The organism is Arthrobacter sp. K5 (genome assembly GCF_040448525.1).
GTDB lineage: Bacteria > Actinomycetota > Actinomycetes > Actinomycetales > Micrococcaceae > Arthrobacter > Arthrobacter globiformis.
Map to the genome: position 1 here is coordinate 2,844,589 of NZ_CP159279.1, position 17,234 is coordinate 2,861,822.

General features: G+C 67.7%; 16 protein-coding genes. 8 read left to right on the top strand and 8 right to left on the bottom strand.

What is annotated here, in order from left to right:
• Positions 1-134: 134 nt before the first annotated feature.
• The 5 genes from ABRP34_RS12830 to ABRP34_RS12850 all read left to right on the top strand — a co-directional run bounded on the left by ABRP34_RS12830 (position 135) and on the right by ABRP34_RS12850 (position 5,537).
• Positions 135-383 (top strand): SCO4226 family nickel-binding protein, encoded by a 249-nt coding sequence (locus ABRP34_RS12830; protein ID WP_353710469.1) that lies wholly within the window; start codon positions 135-137, stop codon positions 381-383.
• 243 nt (positions 384-626) lie between these two features.
• Positions 627-1,997, top strand: coding sequence for an MBL fold metallo-hydrolase (locus ABRP34_RS12835; RefSeq protein WP_353710470.1), 1,371 nt, complete (start codon positions 627-629; stop codon positions 1,995-1,997).
• Positions 1,998-2,062: 65 nt separating this feature from the next.
• Positions 2,063-2,551, top strand: coding sequence for a universal stress protein (locus tag ABRP34_RS12840; RefSeq protein ID WP_003805725.1), 489 nt, complete (start codon positions 2,063-2,065; stop codon positions 2,549-2,551).
• Between the two features lie 109 nt (positions 2,552-2,660).
• Positions 2,661-3,977 carry a GNAT family N-acetyltransferase gene (locus ABRP34_RS12845; RefSeq protein WP_003805722.1) on the top strand — a complete coding sequence of 439 codons (1,317 nt, stop codon included), beginning with the start codon at positions 2,661-2,663 and terminating at the stop codon, positions 3,975-3,977.
• Positions 3,978-4,286: 309 nt separating this feature from the next.
• A complete protein-coding gene (locus ABRP34_RS12850) occupies positions 4,287-5,537 on the top strand; it encodes a low temperature requirement protein A (protein ID WP_353710471.1) in 1,251 nt (416 codons plus the stop codon).
• A 9-nt stretch (positions 5,538-5,546) separates the two neighbouring features.
• On the opposite strand, the gene gluQRS is transcribed toward ABRP34_RS12850, so the two are convergent.
• Positions 5,547-6,428: a tRNA glutamyl-Q(34) synthetase GluQRS gene (gene gluQRS / locus ABRP34_RS12855; protein WP_353710472.1), complete on the bottom strand. Its 882-nt coding sequence runs from the start codon at positions 6,426-6,428 to the stop codon at positions 5,547-5,549.
• Between the two features lie 362 nt (positions 6,429-6,790).
• Here gluQRS and ABRP34_RS12860 point away from each other — a divergent pair, with 362 nt between their 5' ends.
• Positions 6,791-7,258 (top strand): Lrp/AsnC family transcriptional regulator, encoded by a 468-nt coding sequence (locus ABRP34_RS12860; protein WP_043419840.1) that lies wholly within the window; start codon positions 6,791-6,793, stop codon positions 7,256-7,258.
• Between the two features lie 185 nt (positions 7,259-7,443).
• Complete coding sequence (locus ABRP34_RS12865) at positions 7,444-10,158, top strand: FG-GAP-like repeat-containing protein (RefSeq protein WP_353710473.1); 2,715 nt, start codon at positions 7,444-7,446, stop codon at positions 10,156-10,158.
• A gap of 112 nt (positions 10,159-10,270) precedes the next feature.
• On the opposite strand, the gene ABRP34_RS12870 is transcribed toward ABRP34_RS12865, so the two are convergent.
• The gene (locus ABRP34_RS12870) at positions 10,271-10,726 is read right to left on the bottom strand and encodes an Lrp/AsnC family transcriptional regulator (RefSeq protein ID WP_307098179.1); all 456 of its coding nucleotides are present in this window, start codon (positions 10,724-10,726) and stop codon (positions 10,271-10,273) included.
• 104 nt (positions 10,727-10,830) lie between these two features.
• On the opposite strand from ABRP34_RS12870, the gene ABRP34_RS12875 reads away from it, so the two are divergent.
• Complete coding sequence (locus tag ABRP34_RS12875) at positions 10,831-11,478, top strand: LysE family translocator (protein ID WP_353710474.1); 648 nt, start codon at positions 10,831-10,833, stop codon at positions 11,476-11,478.
• 28 nt (positions 11,479-11,506) lie between these two features.
• Here the strand turns inward: ABRP34_RS12875 and ABRP34_RS12880 are convergent, their stop codons facing one another.
• From ABRP34_RS12880 to ABRP34_RS12905, 6 genes are all read right to left on the bottom strand, one after another.
• The gene (locus ABRP34_RS12880) at positions 11,507-11,866 is read right to left on the bottom strand and encodes a nuclear transport factor 2 family protein (protein WP_003805714.1); all 360 of its coding nucleotides are present in this window, start codon (positions 11,864-11,866) and stop codon (positions 11,507-11,509) included.
• Between the two features lie 60 nt (positions 11,867-11,926).
• Positions 11,927-12,889 (bottom strand): hypothetical protein, encoded by a 963-nt coding sequence (locus tag ABRP34_RS12885; protein ID WP_353710475.1) that lies wholly within the window; start codon positions 12,887-12,889, stop codon positions 11,927-11,929.
• Between the two features lie 26 nt (positions 12,890-12,915).
• Positions 12,916-13,419, bottom strand: a complete 504-nt coding sequence (locus tag ABRP34_RS12890) for a DUF456 domain-containing protein (RefSeq protein ID WP_353710476.1) — start codon at positions 13,417-13,419, stop codon at positions 12,916-12,918.
• A gap of 189 nt (positions 13,420-13,608) precedes the next feature.
• Positions 13,609-14,814 (bottom strand): NADP-dependent malic enzyme, encoded by a 1,206-nt coding sequence (locus tag ABRP34_RS12895; protein ID WP_353710477.1) that lies wholly within the window; start codon positions 14,812-14,814, stop codon positions 13,609-13,611.
• Between the two features lie 291 nt (positions 14,815-15,105).
• Positions 15,106-15,687, bottom strand: coding sequence for a TetR/AcrR family transcriptional regulator (locus ABRP34_RS12900; protein WP_353710478.1), 582 nt, complete (start codon positions 15,685-15,687; stop codon positions 15,106-15,108).
• Between the two features lie 208 nt (positions 15,688-15,895).
• The gene (locus ABRP34_RS12905; protein WP_003805706.1) at positions 15,896-17,197 is read right to left on the bottom strand and encodes an MFS transporter; all 1,302 of its coding nucleotides are present in this window, start codon (positions 17,195-17,197) and stop codon (positions 15,896-15,898) included.
• Between the last annotated feature and the right edge of the window lie 37 nt (positions 17,198-17,234).

Sequence of the window (17,234 nt, forward strand, 5' to 3'; positions counted from 1 at the left end):
GGCCCCAAGTGTCCGTTCGCGCTTCTGTCCGTCGTGCTTAGCCGGGCGCCTTTCCCTGCTTCTCTTGACGCCCGGTTGGGGCGGGTTTAGTCTCAAGCCGCATCCACCCACGAGCAGCTCAAGGGAGAGTTATCATGCCGGAGTTCATGGACGTTCACCACAACATGAAGGGGATCACCCAGGAGGATCTGCTGGCAGCCCACAATGCCGACCTCGCCATCCAGGACGACGAGAAGGTCGACTTCAAGTCCGCCTGGGCGGACCCGGAGTCAGGGCTCGTCTACTGCCTCTCGGAAGCGCCTTCGGCCGAGGCTGTGCAGCGCATTCACGAGCGGGCCGGGCACCCGGCGGACGAGGTGCACGCCGTCCCGCTCAGGGTCTGAGCGTTATTCCCGGCGCATCTGTAGTCCTGGTCGCGCATTTCTGCACCGCTTTGCCTCCCTGCGGACGCCGCCGCCGCGACAATCGGGTCGCCAGCAGCTGAGCGCCCCGGGAAAGTGGTGCAGAACTGCGCAGAACTCAAGTTCAGCAGGCCACATCTGAACTCAATCGGCCTACCATGGAGGCATCCGGGGCGAGGCCCGCGATGAGCGGCGCCTCTCCGGCGCGTCGAAGGGGCCGGACCAGTGGACGTCGTTGTCATCGAAACCCCGCAACTCGGGGACCGCAGCTACCTGGTCCATGACGGCCGCGTGGCGCTGGTGGTTGATGCCCAGCGGGACACGGACCGCATCGAGGAAGCTGCCCGGAAAGCCGGAGTGCAGATCACCCACGTGGCAGAAACCCACGTCCACAACGACTACCTCACCGGCGGCCTGATCCTCGCCCGCGCGCACAGCGCCAAATACCTGATAAACGCCGCGGACCAGGTGGCCTACGAGTGCGAGCCGGTCAAGGACGGCCAAACCATGCAGATCGGCGCGCTCACGCTCCGCGCGGTGGCCACTCCAGGGCACACCCGCACGCACCTGTCCTACATCGTCACGGACGGACGGGTGCGGGCCGTGTTTTCCGGGGGCAGCCTGCTCTTCGGCTCCGTGGGCCGCACCGACCTCCTCGGCCCCGGAGACACCGCCGGACTGACGCGGGACCAGTACGCGTCCGTCCACCGGCTCGCCGATGAAGCAGGCCCGGATGCTGCCCTCTATCCCACCCACGGGTTCGGCTCGTTCTGCTCGATCGGGCCCGCCACGCGTGCGGAGGCGTCGACCATCGCGGAGCAGCTCGAAGCCAACCACGCGCTCATGGATCCGGATCCCGAGCACTTCGCGGCCGAACTCATGGCCAACCTGTCCGCCTATCCTTCCTATTACGCCCACATGGCCCCCCTCAACATGACCGGCCCCGAGCCTGCGGACCTGAGCCTGCCGGAGTCCCTCGGCGCCGGTGAACTGACGGAGCGGCTGGCGGGCGGCGAGTGGGTGGTGGACCTGCGCCACCGCGTCCTGTTCGCCAGCAACCACCTGCAGGGCACCGTCAGTTTCGAATACGGCTCGGGGCGAAGCTTCAGTTCGTACTTGGGCTGGGTCCTGCCCTGGGGCGAGAAGCTGACGCTCGTCGGCGCCCGCGAGGATGTGCAAAACGCCATCCGGGACCTTTCCCGCATCGGCATCGACCACCCCGATGCCGCGGTGGGAACGGAACCCGGCGAACTCGCGCCGGGAGCCGCCGTCGCCTCCTACCCCCGGGCGGGCTGGCCCGCCGTCGTTCATGAGAAGCCCGACGGCGACCCCGTAGTGGACGTTCGGCGCCCGGACGAGTTTGCCGCCTCCCACGTCGCCGGCGCCATCAACGTGCCGCTGCACGAACTGCTGGACCGTCTGGGCGAACTGCCCGCGGGGTGCCTCTGGGTCCATTGCGCCACCGGCTACCGCGCCGGCGTCGCGGCCAGCCTGCTGCAGCGGGCCGGGCGGGACGTGGTGCAGATCGATGCGCGCTTCCGCGACGCCGCGGCCGCCGGCGTCACCTTGCAGATACAGCCGCTGCCGCGGCGGTGACCGTCCTATCAGTGACCGACAATCCGGTCGAAGTCGCAAAGTCTAGGTTGTAAAGGAGAACAACGATGGATGGAGAAGGCAAAGTGGTTGTGGGCGTGGACGGTTCCGACTCCTCGGTGGAGGCCCTCCGCCTGGCGGCGCGGCTGGCACCGGGCCTGGGTGCCCGTGTCCATGCGGTGGCGTGCTGGCATTTCCCGGAAATGTATGCCGGGTACATCCCCCCGGATTTCGAGGCGTTCGAGACCTCGGCTGCCAAGGTCCTGGCCCAGTCCGTCGAGAAGGCGTTCGGGCCGGACGTCCCGGAGACCCTGACCAGTGAGCTCGTGCGGGGCCCGGCCCCGGCCACGCTGGTGGAGGCCGCCGCCGGAGCGGCGATGCTGGTGGTGGGGCGAAGGGGCCACGGCGGCTTCATGGGCCTGCACCTCGGCTCGGTCAGCACCGCCTGCGTCGCGCATGCCGAATGCCCGGTCCTCGTGGTGCACACCAAGGAGGACCACCACAGCAACCACCACTTCCGCAGGGGCGCAGCGGCCAAAGACGCGGCCAAGGGCTGACCGCCGCGCGTAACGCAACGCACCTGCAACCCCGTGCCGGCGCGCCATCGCCTATGCTCGGCTGAGCAGCTCAGAACTGGCTCAACGTCGAACCACGGGAGACAACCTCATGACCAACTGGCGGATCCGGGACTTCCACTCCGCGGACCTTGACGGCATCCTGCACCTCTGGGAATCGCTGAAGGCCACCAATGTCGAGCCGGTCTATGCGCTCTCCGAAGTGCTGGCCTCCTGCGAAAAGGACCACGCCGTGGTGGCGGTCCTCGGCGACCAGGTGGTGGGAGCCGCCGTCGGACGCGCAGCGCATGACCAGGGCTGGATCGTCTTCCTGGCCACGCTGCCCGAATTCCGCGGCCGGGGCATCGGCACCTCCCTGCTGGCCGCCGTCGAAAACCGGATGGCGCCGCACGGGCTGAACAAGCTTTCCGCCCTGATGCCCGAGTCGGAGACCCGGGTGGAGGCCTTCCTGAGCCGCGGCTTCGTGCTCAAGAAGAACCTGCGCTACTTCGAGCGCACCATCCCCGTGCAGCGCCAGGAGCTCGAGCCCCTGGGCCTGCTCGGCGGCCGAATCCTGGCCCGGGACCTGTGGGAGAACGTGGCCGGCATGCGCCGGGAGAAGGAGTTGCTGGAGCGCCGCCTGGTCCTGCCCCTGGCCGAGGCCGACCTCGCCGACGAGTTCGGCGTCGTGCCGCCGCGTGCCGTGGTGCTGTTCGGGCCGCCCGGCACCGGCAAGACCACCTTCGCCAAGGCCATCGCCTCCCGGCTGGAGTGGCCATTCGTGGAAGTCTTCCCCTCCCGTCTTGCCGCCGATCCCAAGGGCCTGGCCGGCGCGCTGCGGGAGACCTTCCTGGAGATCTCGGAACTCGAGCACGCCGTCGTCTTCATCGACGAAGTGGAGGAGATCGCCTCCCAGCGTGCCGGGGACCCGCCGTCGCCGCTGCAGGGCGTCACCAACGAGCTGCTCAAAATCATCCCGGCCTTCCGCGAACAGCCCGGCCGCCTGCTGGTCTGCGCCACCAACTTCATCCGTGCCCTCGACTCCGCCTTCCTGCGGCACGGCCGGTTCGACTACGTCATCCCCATCGGCCTCCCCGACCGGCAGGCCCGCGAGGCCATGTGGCAGCGCTTCATCCCCGCCGCCGTGGTGGACGATGTGGACGTGGAGCAGCTGGTGGACCGCACCGCGGGCTTCTCCCCCGCGGACATCGAGTTTGCCGCGCGGAGCGCCTCACAGCGGGCGCTGGAAAAGGCCGTGTACGACGACGGCGGGCTGGCGTCCGGTGGCGGCGTGTCCGTCCGCGAGGCGGTCCGGAAGGGGCCCGCCACCCAGGACTACCTCGACGCCATTGCGGACACCCGCACCACCGTCAGCGATGAGGTGCACCAGGAGTTCCTGGAGGACATCGACGCCCTGGGCCGGGTGTAGCCGGCCGGTCCCGCCGTTCGCTGGCCGAACTCGCCGCGGTGCGGGTTCGCCGGAAGTTTACGGCGAACCCGCACTGTTCCGGCGAACTGGGCGGCGCCATTGTGCAGTTGCTGTTCGCGCGGAAGCGGCCGGGGCCAGTCGCCCGTCATCGCGGTGGCCAAGTGGGTCGGCACCCTTGCCCCCACCATTGTCTACGGCGGGTACGGAAGTTCGGCCCTGATCCTTGGGCTCGGAGCCCTGTGCAGTGTGTTCGACCTGGCCTACATTGCCCTGCTCTGGCGGGCGCGCAGACGCGCTACTGTTTGACCCATGCCTTCTAATCCCCTCCGGCACGCCGTGGCCCGCATGGGCGGCCGGGATCCGCACCAGCCGCACCGGACAGCCACCCCGCTGGAGCTCTTCTTCGACCTCACCTTCGTGATCGCGTTCGGGGTGGCCGGCAGCCAATTTGCGCACGAGATCGCGGAGGGACACTTCGGCGCCGGGCTGCTCGGCTTTTCCTTCGCGATGTTTGCCGTGATCTGGGCCTGGATCAACTTCACCTGGTTCGCCAGCGCCTACGACACCGACGACTGGGTGTTCCGGGTGGTCACCATGGTCCAACTGGTGGGCGTCCTGATCCTGGCGATGGGGATCGAGCCCATGTTCCACTCCCTCGTGGAGGGAAAGCACGTGGACAACACCGTCATCGTGGGCGGCTACATCATCATGCGCCTGGCCCTGGTCTCCCAGTGGCTGCGGGCCGCCCGGCAGGACCCTGCCCGCCGGAAGACGTGCCTGCGCTACGCGGGATACCTGGCGGTTGTCCAGCTGGGGTGGATCGCGGTGCTGTTCATCCAGGCGGACGTGCCCACCACGTTCCTGATGATTGCACCGCTGTACGTCCTGGAACTCGCCACCCCGTATGCGGCCGAGCGGAATGCAACCACTCCCTGGCACGCCCACCACATCGCCGAACGCTACGGACTGCTGGCCATCATCGCCCTGGGTGAATGCCTGATCGGCGCCGTCGAGACACTCCGCGCCATCATCGCCAACCATGGATGGTCGCTTGATGCTGCTCTGGTGGGTTTCGGCGGCACCGCATTGGCCTTCGGCATGTGGTGGATCTACTTCATCCTGCCCGCCGGCCGGGCCCTGCACCTGCAGCGTCACCGTTCCTACTTCTTCGGCTACGGCCACATCCCCGTCTTCGCCGCGATCGCCGCCACCGGGGCGGGCCTGCACGTCGCCGCGTACTACATCGACCATGCCGCACACGTCAGCGCCGCCGTGGCGGTGGCCAGCATCGCCGTTCCCGTGGCGCTGTTCAAGGTCTCGCTCACGGCGCTCTTCAGCGTCATGACGTGCGTCGACCGCACCCTCATCGCCGTCACCACGGGAGTGGTGTGCGTCCTCGCCGGAACCGTGGCCCTGGCGGCGGCGGGCGTTTCGGTTCCCGCCTGCCTGCTCATCATTGTTGCCGCACTGGGGGCCTCGATCGTTATTGATGAACGCCGGAGCACGGACCTGCTCCACGCGTCGCTGGAGAAGCTGGAACAGCGGGCCAGGAATGCGTGACGCCGGCCGCTATGCCCCGGGCCACACCCATGGCTCGCGCGGCAGGCGGGCGGGCGAAAACCCTTCGAGGGCGGCATTTAGAGAGTCGCCGGGCAGGCCCAGCGACTGCAGAATCGTCCTCTGCACGGCTTCGGCTGGATGTCCGACGGCGGCCAGGTCACCCAGGGTGACCGCGCCGTCGCGCTTGGCAAGCCTGGCGCCGCCGGCGTTCACCACCAGCGGCACGTGAGCATATTCCGGAACTGGCATATTCAGGAGCGAGGCGAGATATGCCTGCCGGGGCGTCGAGGGCAGGAGGTCGTCCCCCCGGACAACCTGGTCTACGCCCTGCTCGGCATCATCGACGACGACGGCCAGGTTGTACGCCGTCACACCGTCGTTCCGGCGCAGGACGAAGTCGTCCACTACTCCAGTGAACGACCCATGCAGCATGTCCTCGACAGTCCACTCGGCCACGGAGGAACGTAACCGGATGGCCGCCGGGCGGGTGGATCGCTTGAACTCGAGCTCCGCCGCCGACAGCCCCCTGCACGTTCCGGGGTAGGCGCCCTGGGGCGCGTGCGGCGCGGAGGGTGCCTCCTGGATCTCACGGCGGGTGCAGAAGCATTCGTACGTCAGCCCGGCAGCGGCCAGCTCTCCGATGGCCGCCGTATACAGCGGTTCGCGGTCCGTCTGCCGCACCACCCCGCCGTCCCAGGTCACTCCGACGGCGGCCAGGTCCCGCAGCTGCGCGGCTTCGGCTCCGGCCCGTGCCCGGTCGAGGTCCTCGACCCGCAGCAGGAACCGGCGCCCGGTGGAACGGGCAAAGAGCCAGGCCAGGATTGCCGTGCGGAGGTTTCCCACGTGCAGCTCACCGGACGGGCTGGGGGCGAAGCGGCCAGCGTGAGTCATGCCCTCCAGCCTATGCCGAACACCACAAGAGCCCCTCAGCTACCGCGCACTCCGGGCGTTGGCCGGGAATCGGTGGCTCAGGGGCTCTTGCCGTGCCTGCCCCGGACGGAACTCCGTCCGGAAATCGAGGCACTTCTTGCGGAAAGACGAATGCGTGAACAAGAGTCAATCAGCGGCTGCCTCCTTGCGGGAAGCGTGGTCCAGGGGGCCGGGTGGTGTGCCGTGAGCCTGTAGCCTGCCGGCGGTGGGGGTAACCGTCGCCTGCGTTGCCACTATCTGAGCAGAAGACCTACAGTAGGCGCAATGGGCATGGCATGGACTGGTCAATCTGATCGGTCCTGCACCCGGAAACCGGACAGGAAGTGATCATATTGCAGCTGCTCGACGCCACGGACCGGCGCATCCTTGCCGCCCTGGATGAGGATCCCCGGCTGCCAATCATGGTCCTGGCCCAGCGGCTGGGCCTGGCGCGCGGCACCGTTCAGTCGCGCCTGGAGCGGATGACGGCGTCGGGTGCGCTCCGGCCCAACAGCAGCCGCGTGCTGCCCGCGGCCCTGGGTCGGGGCGTTGCCGCCGCTGTCAGCGCCGAACTGGACCAGAGCCATCTCAACGAGGCCATCGCGGCGCTGCGCGAGATCCCCGAGGTGCTGGAGTGCCACGCCCCGGCCGGCGACACGGACCTGCTGATCCGGGTGGTGGCCACCAGCCCCGACGACCTGTACCGGGTTTCGGAGGAGATCCGGCTGTGCCCGGGAATCGTGCGGACGTCCACGAGCATGTTCCTGCGCGAGGTGATTCCCTACCGGACGACGGGCCTGCTAGAGCACTGATTCCGGCCCTGCGGAGCGGCGCTCCGATATTGCGCAAATCATTGGGGAAAACTGCGGATATTCCGGCGGCTGTCCTGCGGTGGCAACTGTAACCTGATTCAGCATCTGCCGCAGCGCTGGGCACGCAGCGGGTGCATTGTTCACTCAGGGTCTCCGCCGGGGGGTCGGTCTCAATAAGGAACTCAATGCGCTCTTTTTCCCGTTCAATCGCGTCGGCCACAGGTTTGCTGGTTTTGGCCGCTGGCCTCGTCTCGCTTCCCGCCACCGCAATGGCAGCCACGGGTCCTGCCGGCAACGGCACGTCACTGCCGGTCGAGTCCGGTTCGGAACAGGTGCACCACGGCTACGAATCCGCGCCCGGCGTTCCGGCGGACGGGCCGCCTGCAGGCCTGGCCCTCCAGACCGAGGCGGGAGGAACGGCCGCCGCTGCCCTCACAATCAAGGTCGTCGTCGCCACGCTGGTGGACAACAAGGCCACCGTTCCGATGGCCCAGGCTGAAGCGGCCGTGGCGGCCTCCAGCAACTACTGGAAAGCCATGTCCGGCGGCCGCATTTCCATGACCGTGACAGAACGTGCCGCGTTGGCGTCCAAGACAGCCAGGTCGACGGACTCCTACTACGACATGATCAACAAGATCACCACCGAGCTGAAGTGGACCTACGGCACCAACAAGGCGCTGGTGGTCTTCGTTCCCAGCGCCACGCTCTCCGGCGGCGCCCTCGGTGCCGGCTACAGCAGCACCGGCAACAGTGGACGGGTTCTGATGCCGCAGATCAGCGGCTTCACCAACAGCGTGATCGCCCACGAGTTCGGCCACGTGCTGGGGTCCATGCACGCCGATGCCCTGCAGTGCAGCAGCGGCGCATCCGATGTGGGCACCACGAGCACCGGCCAGTTCACCGACTCCTCCTGCTACATCCGCGAATACGGCGACAGCACCGACCTGATGGGGCTGTCCAGCTACAACATGCCGGTGATCAGCTCGCCGTTCTGGGACGCCAAGGGCCTGGGCTCGGCTACCGACATCCGCGACCTCGGCGTGGCATCCGGCGTGAAGAGCTACACGCTGAGGCCCTGGGGCGACACGAAGCTGGCCTACCGCGCGGTGAAGTTCACCGATCCGGTCAGCAGGGAGGTCTACTATCTGGAGCTCCGGCAGCCTGCCGGCTACGACGCCTACCTGGCCAGCGGGGCCGCGGGCAACCGGGGCGTGAAAGTGGTCCAGCGGGGCGGCGCCACCCCGTGGTCCTCGCTCGCGCTGATGCCGTCCACGGTTCCGTTCAGCGGGTACTACGCCACCAACCACACCTGGCAGGCCGGCCGCACCTTCATCACCCACGCGGGAACCCGGGTCACGGTCAACACCGTGACCGCCACTTCGGCCACTGTCACCATCGACGCCGACCTCGCCCTGCGCACCAAGATCCAGTTCTCGGCCGGCGACTTCAACGGCGACGGACGCCCGGACATGGTCTCCCGCGAAGCCGACGGTTCACTCCTGCTGTTCGCGGGCATGGGCGGAAACAAGCTCGGAACGGCCGTGAAGATCGGGACGGGCTGGAACATATTCAACATGGTCCTCGGCAACGGCGACTTCAACGGGGACGGGAAGACGGACCTCATTGCCCGGACGTCCAACGGAGCCCTGTGGCTGTACCCCGGCAGCGGAACCGGCGGCTTCCTGGCACGCAAGCAGATCGGCTCCGGCTGGGAGGGCTTCAAACGCATCATCGCACCCGGCGATTTCAACGGCGACAAGCGGGCCGACCTGCTGGCCATGCGCGCCGACGGAACCCTGTGGCTGTACCCCGGCAACGGAACCGGAGGCTTCCTGGCGGCCAAACAGGTGGGCTCCGGCTGGCAGGGCTTCACCGCCGTCACCGCAGCGGGAGGGCTCGCCACGGGCCCCGGCCTGCTCGCCCGCTCCAGCACCGGGACCGTTTACCTGTACCCGGGCAGCGGAACCGGAGGCTTCCTGGCCCGCCGCACGCTGGCCACCGGATGGGCCAGCACGGAACTGATCGCCGGCCAGGACTTCACCTCCGACGGGCACACGGACATCCTCTCGGCCAGCACCAGCGGGGCCATCACCGCGTACGCGGGCAACGGCGTCGGCGGTTTCGCAACCAAGCTGAAGATCGGCACCGGCTGGGCCGGCTTCAGCCAGGTCTGGGAAGCCGGCGATTACGACGGCGACGGCAAGCCCGACATCCTGGCCCGGACGGCCCAGGGCGTCCTGCGGCTCTACTCCGGCAACGGCTCGGGCGGCTTCCGCACGTCCCGGCAGCTCGGTACCGGCTGGCAGGCCTTCGACCAGGTGGTGTCCGCCGGGAACTTCAACGGCGCCGGCGGCCCTGATCTCCTGGCCCGGAAGCCCGACGGCTCGCTCTGGCTCTACCCCACGAACGGAACGGGACTCTTCCAGACAGCGAAGAAGATCGGCACCGGCTGGCATGCCTTCGCGAGGATCATCGCCCCCGGCGACTTCTCCGGCGACGGAAGGACGGACATCATCGCGCAGGAGCCGGACGGCAAGCTGTGGCTCTACCCCGGCAACGGGGCGGGCGCCTTCCTTGCCCGGAAGCAGATCGGCTCCGGCTGGGCGGGCTTCAGCCAGGTTGTTGCGGGCAACGACTTCAACGGTGACGGAAAGGCTGACCTGATGGCCCGCGCGTCGGACGGCACGCTCTGGCTCTATCCCGGCAGCGGCGCCTCCGGCTTCCTGGCCCGCACGCAGCTCGGCACCGGCTGGAACGCCTTCACCACCCTCGCCAGCGTGGGCCGCTTTGCGGGCACGGGCAATCCGAACGTCGTTTCCGTGTCGGCCGATGGGTCACTCTGGCTCCACACCGGCACCGGGAAGGGCATCTTCCAGAACGTCGTGCTGAACCCCCGCTGAGCAGGGAGACAGTCCAGCGCGAGCGAACACTTGGGGCCCCTGATCCACCCGGATCGGGGGCCCCAAGTGTGCGTTCGCGCTTTTTCGCAGGCCTGCGCGGTTGGAAGGAACGTCAGACGGGCGGACCGGCGTTGGATTTCAGGTTCTTCATCACCAGCGTTGAGGTCAGCCGTTCCACCCCTGGCAGCACTGTCAGCTCGCTGTCGTAGAACCGCTGGTAGGACGGCAGGTCCGCCGCGATCACCTTGAGCAGGTAGTCCGGGGAACCGAACAGCCGCTGCGCCTCCACGATGTTCGGGTTCTCCGCCACCCGGTTCTCGAAGATCTCCATGGTCGGGCGGTCCACCTGCCGGAGGGTGACAAACACAATCGCCTCAAAGCCAAGCCCGACGGCGGCCGGGTCAATGTCCGCTTTGTAGCCGCGGATCACGCCGGACTGCTCGAGGTCCCGGAGCCGGCGGTGGCAGGGCGCCACGGTCAGCCCCACCTTGGCGGCGAGGGCCGTGGCAGTCATTCTGCCGTCCTCTTTGAGATGGCGCAAAATACTTCTGTCGATATGGTCAATCACGCAAGAATCTTACTCTGAGGACCGCGATCCGCGCGAAGTTTGAGAGCACATCTGGGGCTGTTTTGCCTAGGCTTTTCTTACAGTCAAACACGCAGGAGCCCGCCATGAATCCCCAGCTTTTCCTCGCTTTTATCGTGGTCGCGGCCGCCCTCGCCTGCACCCCGGGAGTGGACTGGGCCTACTCCATCACGGCCGGCCTCGGCCGCCGCAGCTTTGTCCCCGCCGTCGCGGGGCTGTGCAGCGGATACGTCCTGCACACCCTCCTCATGGTGGCCGGGCTCGCCGCCGTCCTGGCAAGCATGCCGGGCCTGCTGGGCTGGATCACGGTGGCCGGGGCCGTCTATCTGCTGTGGCTCGGCACCGTCACCATCAGGTCGTGGCGGGGCGCGACCTTTTCCGCAGCGACCGCCGTCGGACATCCGGGGCAGAACCAGCTCCGGTCCTTCCTTCAGGGCATGGGGACCAGCGGCATCAATCCCAAGGGGCTGCTGTTCTTCCTGGCCCTCGTGCCGCAGTTCGTCAGCGCCGACGCCCCGCTGCCCGTGCCGGTGCAGTCGGGACTGCTAGGCTTGACCTTCGTGCTGCTCGCGGCCCTCGTCTACACGTGCGTGGCACTGCTGTCGCGGAAACTGCTGCAGTCCCGGCCGAACGCAGCCCGCAGGGTCACGCTGACCAGCGGCATCATCATGGTGGTCCTTGGCGCCGCTTTGCTCTCGGAGCAGCTGCTTCCAGCCCTGGCCCGGTTCGTATAGGAGCCGCCTAGGAACCGGCCTAGCGGGCTCAGACTTCGCGCTCCATGAACCACTCGGTGAAGCTCGACGCGCGCCCGTCGGAATCGAGCCGGATCACCCACAGGTTCTCGTAGCTCGGTCGGTCATCCAGGTACGTGGTGCGGCCCTGCACGAACGCGAGGTCCCCGTCGGACCCGAGCGGGGACCATTCGAATCTCCAGTCGCCGGGCTGGTCCGCGGAGCCGATCCACCGCTCCACGATCTGTTCGCGGCCGCGCCAGGGGTCGGGATCGTAAGGCCGCGTGGCGTACACGGCCTCCTCCGTGAAGAGCGCCCCGATATCCTCGGGGTCGTTCGTGGTCCACGCCGCGATGTACTTGTCCATCCACTGCCTGATTGCGTCAGTCATGGGTCCGTTGTATCGCGGCCCTGTACCAGCCACAAGAGCCTGCCGCCCACAAGCAGCGCCTCAGTCGCCGCCGAACTGCTTCCATTTCTGTTCCCACGCCCGGCGGGCCTCGATGTCCTTGCGGATGACCTCGAACGTTTCGACCTCCCCCTGCTTGCCGCGCTGCCAGTCCCGCGGGTTGAGGGACTTCCGGCCGTTGTCCAGGAGCATCAGGGCACGGTCGGTCAGGGCGTCGTTGCGCAGGGACATGCTGGTCTTCTGCCGCCGCAGGACTTCCTTGAGTGCCTGCTGGGCCTGCCCGTACGCGCCGAGCCGGCGGAGGGAGCGCGCCCGCACCAGGAGCAGCGCCGCGGAGAGGTCGTCCGCGTTCAGCAGGCCCTCCGTCCAGACCACCACCTCCTGGTCCCTGCCCAGGGCGGCAGCCAGTGCACACCTCGCCAGTGCGGTGGGCAGCGACGGCGGCAGCCTGACCAGAGTTTCAAAAGCCGCCTCGGTTTGGCCCGTTTCCCGGAGGCAATGGGAGAGCGCAAGGAAGACCGACTCCTCGCTGAACAGCACCGGCACCACGATGCGTTCGGCCACCTCGACCCGGGTGACCACCCGCGTCAGGTAACTGGCGGCGAACTGGTTAGCCTCGTCGTCGTTCCTGATGGAGAGCCCGCGCTGCAGCAGCTCCGCGGCCCGCAGGTAACCGCCCTGCTTGTAGGCGAGGAGCCCGGCCATCACGCAGCAGAGCCCGGCCCAGCCGGGATAGGCGCGGCCGGCGGCGATGAGCCGGTTGGGATCGGTGCTGGAGAAGATGGCGTCGTACACGGTCCTGGCAGCCTTGCCGGGCAGCAGCTTGAGCCGCGGAAGGCTTCCGTCCACGCTGATCCGGGAGTCCCCTCCCCCGAGCACGCCGTGGATCAGCCCGCCCATGCCCTCGGCTATTTCGTGCACCGGGGTGCGGACCTTGCCGCCGCCGAAGGGGGTGAGGTCGCGCGTGTCGCGGTAGATCGGTCCTGGAAACTGCCCCGCGCTCATTCCTCCATGCTAATGGCGGGCCGGAACTAAGCCGAAGCGGCGCCCACCCAGACGCCCACCACCCAGGTGCTGGCCGCCAGGCAGGCCAGGCCGAACTCCACGAGCATTCCCAGCCCGGTGGCCTTCAGGGCCGCCCAGCTCGAAGTGAGCGCCGCCCGGAAGTTTCGCGTGCGCTGGACTTCGCTGAGCAGCAGCCCGGCGGCGAAACCCACGAACAGGCCCACCACAGGAATGACGAACATGCCGGCAATGCCCAGTACAACCCCTACGGCGACGCTCCGGTTGGGAATACGGTGTTCCTTCAGTTTGCGGCCGGCGAGGACGGCGCTGGCCGCCATGCCTGCCAGCACAAACACCATGCCCACGGCGAAAACCACCCAGCCGGTGGCGCCCTCACCGCCCCAGATTGCCCACGCCAGCAGGCTCAGGCCGATCAGGAAGCTGCCGGGCAGGACGGGAATGACGGTTCCGGCAACGCCTACCAGGATGGCCAGGCCGCAGAGGACGGTCACGAGGGTTTGGGCGTTCATGCCCCCAGTCTAGGGTCCGGGCGGGGCGGGGGGTCCGCGGAGCGCGGACCTTGCCGGGAACGACGACGGCGGTGCCTCCCCAGCAGGGGAGGCACCGCCGTCGGGCTCCAGTCAGCCCTGCGCCTTCAGTCAGCCGTTCCCGGCCAGCGTTCAAGCCGACGCTTCAGCCGGCCCAAGCCGGCGTCGGCCTTAGTTGGCTTCGGCTTCGACTGCCGCGGCAACCGCGGCCGTGACCGCCGGGGCAACGCGCGGGTCCAGCGGGCTGGGCACAATGTAGGACGCGGACAGCTTGTCCTCGGCCAGTTCGGCAATGGCGCGGGCCGCGGCAACCTTCATGGCAGGGGTGATGCGGCGCGCACCGGCGTCCAGTGCACCGCGGAAGATGCCGGGGAACGCCAGGACGTTGTTGATCTGGTTGGGGAAGTCGCTGCGGCCGGTGGCCACAACCGCGGCGTACTTGGACGCGACCTCGGGCAGGACTTCGGGGTCCGGGTTGGACAGTGCGAACACGATGGAGCTGTGGTTCATCAGCTTCAAGTGCTCCTCATCCAGCTTGGAGGAGGAAACGCCGACGAAGACGTCCGCGCCCAGCAGGGCTTCCCCGGGGCCGCCCGAGATGCCGCGCGGGTTGCTGCGCTGCGCCATCTGGGCCTTCTTGCTGGCCGGGTCGGCGGCGATGTCGGCCCGCTCGGAGTTGATCACGCCGCGCGAATCCAGCAGCACCACGTCATCGATGCCCGCGGTGAGGAGGATTTCCGCGATGGCAATGCCTGCGGCGCCGGCGCCGGAGATCACCACACGGAGTTCCTCGAGCCCCCGGCCGGTGACCTTGGCGGCGCCGGTGAGCGCGGCGAGGACCACGACGGCGGTGCCGTGCTGGTCATCGTGCATGACGGGGCAGTCGAGGGCTTCGATGAGCTTTTCTTCCAGTTCGAAGCAGCGCGGGGCGGCGATGTCCTCGAGGTTGACGGCACCGAAGCTGGGGCGCAGCCGGACAAGGGTTTCCACGATCTCATCGACGTCGGTGGTGTTGAGGACCAGCGGGATGGAGTCCAGCTCGCCGAAGGCCTTGAAGAGGGCGGACTTGCCCTCCATGACGGGCAGCGAGGCGCTGGGGCCGATGTTTCCGAGGCCTAGGACGGCGGTGCCGTCGCTGACGACGGCCACGAGGCGCTGGGCCCAGGTGTGGCTCTTGGAGAGTTCCGGGTCAGCGTGGATGGCCCGGCTGACCTGGGCAACGCCCGGCGTGTAGGCGATGGAGAGGTCGCGCTTGTTGCTGAGGGGAACGGTGCTGGCGATGGAAAGCTTGCCGCCCTCGTGGGCAGCGAAAATTTCCTGGTCAGTCAGCTCTGCGGCTGCGCTGGTGTCATTCGGAGCGATAGTTTCAGTGGACACGTCGTTGTCTCCTGTTGCTAGCCGTGGGCGCACGGCACAGTATGGCTCAAGCATTCGAGGCTCAAGATGGTCAGAAACGCGCTTCCGCTGACGGCCCAAGGGTGGCGGGTTCCGTCAGAAAGCCCGTGGAGGTGCTGGGTGCTGGCCACTCCGCTACTGCCATGTTAGACAGGACAAAAGCCCAGCCGGTGCCAGATCGGGGCGGTTTGACGGAATAAAGCATATTTTGGGCCAAGTTGTGGCCTGTTTCATAGTTTTTTGGGCCTTTTATGACCTGCCGGTCTAGACCAGTTACGCGCTATTCCGCGCCAGCCGGGGTGCCGGCATCAACAACGTACATGCCTTCTTCAGGTCTTCCTCCGCCTCAAACAGGGAAAGCCGGCGACAGCGCACCGACTGGACTAGACCGCTGACCGTTGGCAAGAGAACGCGGGCGACGGCCGCGTCCCCGCACACGGCGCTCACGGCCCGTTCCGCCAAGGAGTCGATCTCCCGCAGCAGGCCGGTGGTGTCCCGGTCCTTGAGGTACACGCCCTGGCTGAGGCACTGCTCCACGGCAGGCTGCATGACGCGCATGTGGAAGATTTCCATGGCCACGCCGGAGAGTGCGTGGATGCGGACGGTGCCCGGCCCGGTCCCTGTCTTGAGCTCGCCGAGCTGGTGCCGGTAAAGGGCAAGCATCAGATGGGTGGCGGAGGGAAAGTAGCGGTACAGGGTGCCGAGAGGAACGTTGGCCTGGGCGGCAACCTCGGAAAGGGTCACGGACTGGAGGCCTTTACGTGCGAACCCGGCAGCCACCTCGAGGATGCGGTTGTAGCGGCGCTGCTGCCGGGGAAGGGAGGGCGGGGCGGCCATGGGCGGAAGATCAGGCATAGAGTCAAGCATCATCAGTCCGGAGGTTGAGATTCCTGGTGCAGTCAGGGAGAGCCCCATTCCCGGTCCTGCCGCGATTCGCACTCCACTATACGGCACGGGTCTCCGGGTTCCCTGGGAGCCTGGCCTGCTCCCCGGAAGCCCGGCGTGCCGCCCGGGAACTGCAGGGCCCGCCCCCCGCGCCCGGCAGTTTTGGACCGGCCAGGCGCTAGGCGACGCCCTTGATCTTCACCACGAACACGGCACCCAGCAGGCCGATGACGGCGGCGGCGGAAAACAGCGTGACATAGCCGCCGAGGTACTGGATGGACAGGAAGGCGAGCGTCGGGGCAAACACCTGCGGCAGGGAGGCGGCCACGTTGATGACCCCCATGTCCTTACCCCGGTCCGCCGCCTGCGGCAGGACTTGCGTCAGCAGGGCAAAATCCACCGCCAGGTAGGCGCCGAAGCCGATCCCCAGCACGGCAGCGCCGGCGAGGGCACCGGGCCAGACAGGGAAGAAGGCCAGGATGAGTCCTGCCATGGCGATGGCCAGGGATGACCCGATCACGAATGGCTTCCGTTTGCCTACCCGGTCGCTCCACGGTCCGGCCAGCACCGCGGTGATAATCACCAGGACCGCGTAGATTCCGGTAAGGACCAGCACCCCCAGGGCCGGGTCCTCATGGCCAATGACGTCCCGGAGAAAGAAAAGCAGGTACACGATGGTCAGCTGGTTGCCCACGTTCATCAGGAAGCGCGTGATCCAGGCCCAGGCAAAGTCAGGGTGCCGTACCGGGCTGATCCAGAAACCCCGGGCGAAGGCCTTCAGCCGGAACGGCGGGCGCGCGGACAATGGCAGCACAGGATCGTTCCTGTGGAACAGATACGGCAAGACTGACAGTACGAGGGCCGCGGCACAGAGCCAGTACCCCACCATGTAGTTCCCGGAGACCACCGCACCAAAGACGGCGCCGATAAGGATGCCAACAGTCTGACCCATGGCGGCCAACCCGCCAACGGTGGCGCGCTGGGGCACCGGAACGCGGTCCGGAACGGCCGCCGTGATGGCGGCGTAAGCGGCGTTCGCACCGAGCTGGACCAGGCACCAGAACAGCAGCATCATGGCAACGGTCGTTGCCCCGGACATCGCCAGCAGTGCCGCCGCCGCGAGGATGGCTCCGGCCAGGATCCACGGGGCACGCCGGCCGAAGCCGGAGACCGTGCGGTCGGACAGGGCGCCGAAAAGCGGATTGGCCACCAGCGAAACCGCGGCGCCGCAGCCGGTGACGAGCGAAAAGATCGCTTCCTTGCTGGGTGCATCGATGCTGATGGCCTGTTGGCCAATGAAGATGTTGATGGGCCCGAAGAAGGCGGCATTGATGCCGACGTTGACAAGGACCAGGCCGGTGACCCAGCGCGCGGTGACCTTCCGCTCCGGTTCGGCGAGCGCCGCCGTCGAACCACTTCCGGGGGAGGCGGCCACGGCGGAAGGGTCTGGGACGTGCCCCGGCAGGTCGGACAGGCTCATTGCGGCTCCCCCATGAACTGATGGTCGGTGTGGTTTC

Bases quoted from the DNA above. Each gene is read 5' to 3' on its own strand.
- ABRP34_RS12830 (WP_353710469.1), top strand. From the start codon at position 135: ATGCCGGAGTTCATGGACGTTCACCACAACATGAAGGGGATCACCCAG.
- ABRP34_RS12840 (WP_003805725.1), top strand. From the start codon at position 2,063: ATGGATGGAGAAGGCAAAGTGGTTGTGGGCGTGGACGGTTCCGACTCC.
- ABRP34_RS12845 (WP_003805722.1), top strand. From the start codon at position 2,661: ATGACCAACTGGCGGATCCGGGACTTCCACTCCGCGGACCTTGACGGC.
- ABRP34_RS12850 (WP_353710471.1), top strand. From the start codon at position 4,287: ATGCCTTCTAATCCCCTCCGGCACGCCGTGGCCCGCATGGGCGGCCGG.
- gluQRS (WP_353710472.1), bottom strand. From the start codon at position 6,428: ATGACTCACGCTGGCCGCTTCGCCCCCAGCCCGTCCGGTGAGCTGCAC.
- ABRP34_RS12865 (WP_353710473.1), top strand. From the start codon at position 7,444: ATGCGCTCTTTTTCCCGTTCAATCGCGTCGGCCACAGGTTTGCTGGTT.
- ABRP34_RS12875 (WP_353710474.1), top strand. From the start codon at position 10,831: ATGAATCCCCAGCTTTTCCTCGCTTTTATCGTGGTCGCGGCCGCCCTC.
- ABRP34_RS12880 (WP_003805714.1), bottom strand. From the start codon at position 11,866: ATGACTGACGCAATCAGGCAGTGGATGGACAAGTACATCGCGGCGTGG.
- ABRP34_RS12885 (WP_353710475.1), bottom strand. From the start codon at position 12,889: ATGAGCGCGGGGCAGTTTCCAGGACCGATCTACCGCGACACGCGCGAC.
- ABRP34_RS12890 (WP_353710476.1), bottom strand. From the start codon at position 13,419: ATGAACGCCCAAACCCTCGTGACCGTCCTCTGCGGCCTGGCCATCCTG.
- ABRP34_RS12900 (WP_353710478.1), bottom strand. From the start codon at position 15,687: ATGCCTGATCTTCCGCCCATGGCCGCCCCGCCCTCCCTTCCCCGGCAG.
- ABRP34_RS12905 (WP_003805706.1), bottom strand. From the start codon at position 17,197: ATGAGCCTGTCCGACCTGCCGGGGCACGTCCCAGACCCTTCCGCCGTG.